The sequence below is a fragment of the Shewanella sp. SM20 genome, assembly GCF_025654545.1.
Classification (GTDB): domain Bacteria; phylum Pseudomonadota; class Gammaproteobacteria; order Enterobacterales; family Shewanellaceae; genus Shewanella; species Shewanella oncorhynchi.
In genome coordinates this window covers 1-2,214 of sequence record NZ_JAKKRK010000117.1, presented here as the reverse complement: position 1 = coordinate 2,214, position 2,214 = coordinate 1, and the positions used below count along the sequence as shown (strand labels likewise).

Below are 2,214 nucleotides of genomic sequence, written 5' to 3'. Positions count from 1 at the left end.
AGTCTTTGCGTCTAAGCATTTTCTTTTTGATTAACTTGCCTGCTTTATCGACACCAACAGCATGAAAAACAGACTTTGCGATATCTAAACCGATTGTAGTAATCTTCATAGGTGGACCCGTCCTCTTTCTGATGAGTTTTAGCGACTAGAGTTTTAGCGACTACATGGTCACTTTGTTAGTGCGAATTGGCTATTTGAGTTATGTCGAATACCGCCTGACACAAGGGCTTAATGAGTTTGCTATGCAGCAAAAGCAAACGGAACTTGCTCGCCAGCAGGCTACGAAAGATCGCCAGCTTGCTGAGTACCAAATTCAGCAAGAGTTACAGCAAAATGCGGCTGAAAAATCCAGACTAGCCAAGCAAAACGAGGCCGCGCGACTACGCAAAGCCGAAGCATGGCGCAAGTATTATCTTGTCCCCGAAGACTGTAAAAACTTTAAGTCTGACGAACACATGGTCAACTGCATCAACCAAAAAGCCGATGCAAAAGCAGAATTTGATAGAGCGTACGATTCAGGGGAATTAGTGCGGCAGTAAAGTATTAGATATTGAATACGTGAAAATTTTGGAGGTCATATATTTTTTTATAAAAGTTATGGTTGTCCTGTCCTTGTTTTAACTACCAATACCCTACTGTGAAAGGTGATTTATAGATTAGCTTGAATGCAGTTTAAATAAAGTAGGACATTAGCCTCACTAAACCCGAGGTGACCATATATGTCCCAGGTTTTTCTAAATAATTTTTTAGGTCAGGGTCGTGAATTAAATGCTCAGAAATATAGTTAAAGCTTTTCTACTATTTATAATACTCAAAAATGTAATGGCATCAGATGATGTGGAAAAATATATTAAAGATAATGGATATAAGAAATCAATTGCTCAGCTATTTGTAGTAGGTATTCCCGTTGATTACAAGAATGTTTCTGGAAGCAGTGATTTAAATAAATTAATCACAGATATGAATGTCGGTGGGGTAATGCTAAATAGTTATAACCTCCCTTCTGTTGAATTAAAGAAAGGTGATAATCGGAAGTTAGCATTCAACAATGCTATTCATCTTATGCATAATATAACGATGAAAAGTTCCAGTTCTGTAAAAACGCCCGTTTTTATCTACGCAGATTTTGAAGGGTATGGGTATTCATCTATAAATTATCCATTAACCCCACCTCCTAATCCATTAGTTTTATCTTCTTCCGGTGATATAAAAAACTCATACTATGCAGGCTTGGTCTCAGGGTATCAACTAAAAGCGTTAGGTGTAGATGTAATATTAGGGCCAGTCCTTGATCTTGACCATGGATTACAAGGGTCACCTAACCTTTCAATATCTTTACGGTCGTTTTCTGAATCCAAAAAAATCATGCTCCCTTATGCAAAGGCATATCTTGATGGTTTGTCAGATAGCCATATATTAGCTTTTGCAAAACATTTTCCGTCATATGGTCATGTATATGAAAATGCCCATAAAGAGCAACCAGTATATAATGGTTCATTAGAAAAAATTAAGTCTGAGATTCAATCATTCGAAGACATAAAAGATTCATACTCAGGAATAATGACCTCACACCTAGTTGTAAAAACAAACGACAAAAACATTCCTGTGACATACAATAAAAATTTTATAAGTGATAACCTTTTAGATAAGAAAAGCTTATCCAGTAAAATATTGATTACAGATGATCTATCTAATATGGAAGCATCAAAGATTTATATTGAAAAAAGATATGAAAAGTTCTCATACGTCAAGTCAGCAGAGAATGCCTTTAAAGCTGGCCATGATTTGCTACTATTTTCTCATCTATCTGGCAGCGGAACTAAAAAACATAGTTCTCTAACTATAAAAGATATTGAGGATAGTATTTTAGCTATAGAAAAAATAATAGAAGAAAATCCAGTTTATAGAAAAAGATTCAAAGAAAGTTTAGGGAAAATATTAAAGCTAAAGCCTGAAGAATCCCCTGATGATTTACAAATAAATCATCAAATTAGAGTGGAAGCGCATCTTGTTGCATGATCAAATGGTTTCGCTAAAAACTACACTTGGACAACAAGATGCGCGAAGCCAATATCCTACAACATTCTTTACACCAATACTGCCCAGAACTTCACCTAAAACGATTAAACAGCTTGATGCTGGCCTCTAAGGCACTGATTGAATGTAAGACACTGACCTTGACTGAGTTAGGTCGAAATTAGTTAGGTCGAAATT

General features: G+C 35.9%; 2 protein-coding genes and 2 pseudogenes. 3 read left to right on the top strand and 1 reads right to left on the bottom strand.

Annotated elements, in window-relative coordinates:
* Positions 1-109: pseudogene (locus L5M18_RS23100) on the bottom strand (IS110 family transposase); the annotation flags it as partial.
* 55 nt (positions 110-164) lie between these two features.
* Between L5M18_RS23100 and L5M18_RS23095 the strand changes: the two are divergent.
* The 3 genes and pseudogenes from L5M18_RS23095 to L5M18_RS23085 form a co-directional block, all read left to right on the top strand.
* A complete protein-coding gene (locus L5M18_RS23095; protein WP_263198714.1) occupies positions 165-539 on the top strand; it encodes a hypothetical protein in 375 nt (124 codons plus the stop codon).
* Positions 540-768: 229 nt separating this feature from the next.
* Positions 769-2,019 (top strand): glycoside hydrolase family 3 N-terminal domain-containing protein, encoded by a 1,251-nt coding sequence (locus L5M18_RS23090; RefSeq protein WP_263198713.1) that lies wholly within the window; start codon positions 769-771, stop codon positions 2,017-2,019.
* 38 nt (positions 2,020-2,057) lie between these two features.
* A pseudogene (locus L5M18_RS23085) lies at positions 2,058-2,198 on the top strand (IS4 family transposase); the annotation flags it as partial.
* Between the last annotated feature and the right edge of the window lie 16 nt (positions 2,199-2,214).